The sequence below is a fragment of the Holospora curviuscula genome (assembly GCF_002930195.1).
GTDB lineage: Bacteria > Pseudomonadota > Alphaproteobacteria > Holosporales > Holosporaceae > Holospora > Holospora curviuscula.
Genome location: NZ_PHHC01000014.1, coordinates 10,833 through 15,808 on the forward strand (window position 1 = coordinate 10,833; position 4,976 = coordinate 15,808).

The 4,976-nt window shown below is 32.0% G+C and carries 3 protein-coding genes; all 3 read right to left on the reverse strand.

Translation table 11 applies throughout. The features are described 5' to 3' along the window. Positions 1 to 736: 736 nt before the first annotated feature. The 3 genes from HCUR_RS00430 to HCUR_RS00440 all read right to left on the reverse strand — a co-directional run bounded on the left by HCUR_RS00430 (position 737) and on the right by HCUR_RS00440 (position 4,631). Complete coding sequence (locus HCUR_RS00430) at positions 737 to 1,477, reverse strand: purine nucleoside phosphorylase YfiH/LACC1 family protein (RefSeq protein WP_104206280.1); 741 nt, start codon at positions 1,475 to 1,477, stop codon at positions 737 to 739. Beyond that, on the reverse strand, positions 1,477 to 1,842 hold the full coding sequence (locus HCUR_RS00435) for a thioredoxin family protein (RefSeq protein WP_207760831.1): 366 nt from the start codon (positions 1,840 to 1,842) through the stop codon (positions 1,477 to 1,479). Before HCUR_RS00435 ends, HCUR_RS00430 begins: the two co-directional genes overlap by 1 nt. A gap of 1,913 nt (positions 1,843 to 3,755) precedes the next feature. Further along, positions 3,756 to 4,631 carry a hypothetical protein gene (locus HCUR_RS00440; RefSeq protein WP_104206282.1) on the reverse strand — a complete coding sequence of 292 codons (876 nt, stop codon included), beginning with the start codon at positions 4,629 to 4,631 and terminating at the stop codon, positions 3,756 to 3,758. Between the last annotated feature and the right edge of the window lie 345 nt (positions 4,632 to 4,976).

Genomic DNA, 4,976 nt, shown 5'->3' on the forward strand with positions numbered 1-4,976 from the left:
GCCCACAAAGCCTCTAAGAATACCTCATACATCCCATGCACCCTATTCCTACTGAACCTAGGATCTTTTAGGGGGTTAAAATGATCTAAACCCCCTTCTTCTACTTCTTTCATGAACCTTACCTTAAATGGTTCACCCTTCAAGGCATTCCCTTATTATTTTTCTTTTTTCAAATATTTATTGTTATGAGGGGGCTCTGGGGAGAATAGTAATTGTCAAGGAAGTCTCATTTTGGTTAAGTGCTCAATAAACGTATTCTCTTGTTACAAACAATATAGGGTAGGATATGATTAAAAGTCCAGTAAACCATCCTAAATTAGGTAAATAACTACGCTAGCATAAAAGAAAAAATGTTCACAAGCCTCTATAGTAACGATTTAACAAAAAGCTAATATATTATTTGAGTAAAAGAAAAACATAAAGAAAGCATCATAAGTGTTGGAGAGACGCCAGAATACATTAAGTAGATGGTGTAATAGATGTTCAAAGATAGAATTTGTTAGATTGAAAGATATTGGGGCTGGGTTTGCGATACGCAAAGAATACGCCGTAGTAGTACTCTAGAATCTAACATTTAGCGATAAAAAAATTCTTTTCTCTAGTAAATGAAGATCAAGAAAAGAGAAATAAATAAAAGTGTTTTATATATTGATGAAAGTTTTCTAATATGTTATATTTTAATTCTTATATCAAGGTTTTAATTGCGTGTTTTCTAAGAGAGGAGAGCCTGTGATATTTAATCTGTTTTTCTAATCCCAATTAACGATCCAAAACTATGATTAGAGAGCAGTCCCTGGTGCCGAGACTGTCTTCGACTCACAAAGCTTGATTCAAAGGTATCTTCTAAAGTATCAAATACTACGCAATTTTTTTGCATAAGACGAAACTTAACATAACCCGGCAAATCAAACGATAAAAACCCTTGTTCTTTAAAAAACTGAGAACTTTTTGCATCTTCTTTGACAAAAAGATTATAAAAATCATAAGACACTTCATAATGGTGAGAACGAATAGTAGGACCTATACAAGCCTGAATTTTTTTATCTGTCTTTGAAATACTTTGAACTGTTTCTAGGGTATGTTCTAATATCCCAGCGCGCGTTCCCTTCCAGCCCGCATGACAGATGCCGACCACGTCTGCGCCATCCCAAAAGAGAACAGGTGCACAATCTGCAGTAGAGATACCTAATGTAACTCCTGGAATAGCTGTTACTAATCCATCACACGTGGGTAATACAGAAGGCATTTGTTTTTCTATTATGCATACATTACCTCCGTGTACTTGATACGGAAATATCGCCTTAACAGGATCCATTCCCATAGAAAGCACAATAGTATGACGATTTTCTAAATACGTTTTAGTACTTTCGTATCCAACACTCAAATTACGTCCCTCAACACTTCCTGGAAAAAATCCGTGAGGTATAGTCCATTTTGTGTAACGAGACGAACGAATGTCCCCCAATTTGTGAGACATTATGCCCTAATTTTGTGCTGATCCAACCATTCTATCAATGCCTTTTCTGATATTCCCCCTACCTGTCTTGCGATTTCAAGTACTTTTTGGGGATGTTTAGGAATGAGCACTAAAGTGGGCAGAGATTGAATACGATACTTAGTAGCAATGACCGGATACTGATCAATGTTAATTTTCACAACTTTTAAGTACGAAGACCATTCAGTATTACTAGAAATACTATCCAAAATCGGCAAAAGAGTTTGACATGGAGGACACCAGGTAGCAAAAAAATCTATAAGTACACTGTGAGTTTTTGTGTTTTCTTCAATTATTTTTGCATAATCTAAATTTTCATTCATAACAATCCAAATAAGTATTTTCAAATATCATTTCATGATATGTTCTAAAAGTAAAGAGACTTTTTGTTAGGATTAGCTCATGAAAAAAATTATTAATATCTTCCCATAAAATTTATCAGTTAGGATAGAACGTTGAACTGAGTTAAATTTGAAGTATATTGTGTAAGTAAAGGATAGAGAAAGTTTTTTAGACTCTTTTAAAAAGCTAGAAAATGCAAAATCTAGTCAGAATATACTATATGCTATGTTCGAAATGTTATTAATAGGACACTGGAAGATAAAAAATATGCAAGATTTTATAAAGATTAAGATTAAATATTGAAGGAATTATTTACTATATAAAAACAGTATATCGTGAAAAGATACTTTAAAAAGTTTTTTTCTTCCAATTAATTTGGATAAATTTTAGAAATTATTTCGCGGATACGGTATATGATAAAGTTATGACCATAAACGCAAAGGATTCAAGACGGACTTAGGATGATAGAAAAATATTGTACATAATCAGTCCATACCTTACAGAAAAGCAGGTTAGTACTAGAAGAAAAAAGGTGGCGGATCAAAAGTAACGATGCTGCTAGATACCAAAATTATTTGTATGGCTCGATATTAAGGATAGCATGTACTACAATGGAGACTAGGGGTTATCAGTACAAAATTCTTCATTAGATTTTTTTGCAGTAAAATAACTAAACTATATATTGTGGTTAAAAGACAACCGAGAAACTCTGCACAGAGATGTAAAGCTGTATTTTTGTATCAAAAATTACTAAATACGCGTTCTGAATATTGACATAATTAGGGAAAAAAGCCAGAATTGAGAATAAGAAATGTTGTATATTGAGCTATGTAGATTAGCTAAAAAAGAATTATTCGAAGTGAAAGAGTATAAAAAATATAATTTCTGTAGATTCAACCTGTAAAATAAAAGTAACAATCTCAATAGAAAAAATACTACACTATTTTCTTTTGTATAAAATGCCAAAAAAACTATTATGGATTATAAATCATTATGCTATAAAACATGCGCTTTATTGCATAATATATGTTTCCTCGCGATGACCGATCTAAGTGGCGTCAATATTGAAAGAGAAGCAGAGAGTAATTGAGGCGTTGTAACATCGTTTCTCGAATGCTAGAGGATTTAAAAAAAGATCAATAAATCAAAAGTAATTTATCTGGTAAAGAACTAGAAAGCCTAAAAAATAAGATAATGAATCATGTATAAGAACATTAACGTGAATGGCTAAGGTTGCGCTCTAAAGTACTTTACCCAAAGAGTAAGAGTATAGTACATAAACAGTTCCTGAAATAAGCTAAATCTGAAATTTTTCAAAGCATATTTAGTACCGTGTTACCAGATATGAATAGTGATTGACTCTAAAATCATAAGAGCTGCTTCTGGTGCTTGAAAAAACAAATACGAGTATACAGAAACAAGAGATAGGAAAGTAAAAAATTGGATTGAGTACCATGGTGTATGTGATGTGTTTTTACCTCAATTAGGGTTTTTAAGGAGAGAATCTCTTAAAAATTTTGGACTCTTGGTAGCTAGGTATCAGATGCGTGATATTTGACATTTGGCTTTTTTCTTTCTGGGGTTTATCTATTGCTAAAATAAATGTTCAGATCAATCAAGTATCATTAATCTATGTGTTAATTTTTTGTAACTTTTAAAACTGATATTAAAAAAGTTTACATTTTGATTCTATACAAAAGACAGTCTTTCCATCGATACAGCGTGTCTCAAAACAAATATTGGGATGAAGTAAAGAAAGCTTGTTTTGGGAGCGTTAAGATTACATTTTTATTACTTAGACCGCTTTAATTTTTCTGCATATCTCAATTAGGATAATATACGGAATTTGCGGTTTAAGCATTCTATATTTTACATTTTGACAAGCTTTACATTAAAAACATAAAAATTTTTAATTTTCTTATTTAGTTTTTTTTGGTGGGAACTCTTCTTTAATTTTTTTAATTAGTTCCTGCATTTTTTTAGACTTCATATTTTGCGCTGCAATATTAGTGATAGTTTTTTCTGAAGTAGCAATCCCTTTTTTCATAAAACGTATAATAAGCACTAGGCGATTCTCTTGATTTAATGGAACTACTTTAATCTCTCCAACCTGCATTCCTTTAAATACTTCTGAAAGTTGAGGACTAGATTTTAACATTTTTAGCGTCAATTCATTGACTTTATACTCCCCATTTGCATTATCTATCTGAAATTTTTTTGCCCAAGTTTCAAATATTTTTCCTGAAGTGTCACTTCTTAAATTTTCTAATTTTCGTAACTCTTCGTCCATGTTTTCTTTACCTTTGCGTTGTTTATCAACAATGACCGTCGCAATAGCCACACTTTCTTTAGTATCAGGATCTTTTTTTACAGCTTCCATTTCTTTAGCAATTTCATCTTTTGTTAACTGTTCCGAATCTTCTCCTAATTTACGCAGTGCAGCAGAAATATATGCCTGGTCAAGAGCAGATTTAGTTTCTGGCAATTCATCTAACTTTTGAACCTTAGCCCATTCACTGAGTTGACACATAGTAATGTAATCTTCTTTTATACGAGTCTTTTCCTCTTCTGAAACAGGTTTTCCTTTCTTTTTTTTCTCTATTTGTTCTAGTATCTGATTAATTTCTGATTCTTTGACGATACGTTTTCCCACAACGCATAAAACATCCATATCAGTTTTTGAAGAATCAGAAGAAGCCCATGCGCTATTCTTTTCACTGAACCATGGGAGCACCATTAGCGCTACTCCTACAAAGGTTTTTTTTCTGTTATTTTTACTATTAATATAAATCATACTTACTCTAACCTCGGGTGACTCTCTCCTCATGCTAATGGAAGACTTTTAAAGAGTCAAGTTTTGTTATGATTTTGACAGGGCTATCTCATAAAAAAAAATTGATAAAAATGTAATCATAACTACGAAATAAGCTGGAGTAGTAAGGCGTGTCCCTAACCTTTTCGATGTTATTTACGGAAATGAGAATTATAGCCACTAAAATTGTTCTCATATAAAAAAACGTTCAATACAATTTTGTTATTTTTAAATGGTTTTATCGTGGGGTATCAATATTCAAACTCTGATAAAAAATCTCTTAGAGTGCAATTATTCTATACTTTGTTGGCCAAAAAGTATGGGCAA

Bases quoted from the DNA above. Each gene is read 5' to 3' on its own strand.
- HCUR_RS00430 (WP_104206280.1), bottom strand. From the start codon at position 1,477: ATGTCTCACAAATTGGGGGACATTCGTTCGTCTCGTTACACAAAATGG.
- HCUR_RS00440 (WP_104206282.1), bottom strand. From the start codon at position 4,631: ATGATTTATATTAATAGTAAAAATAACAGAAAAAAAACCTTTGTAGGA.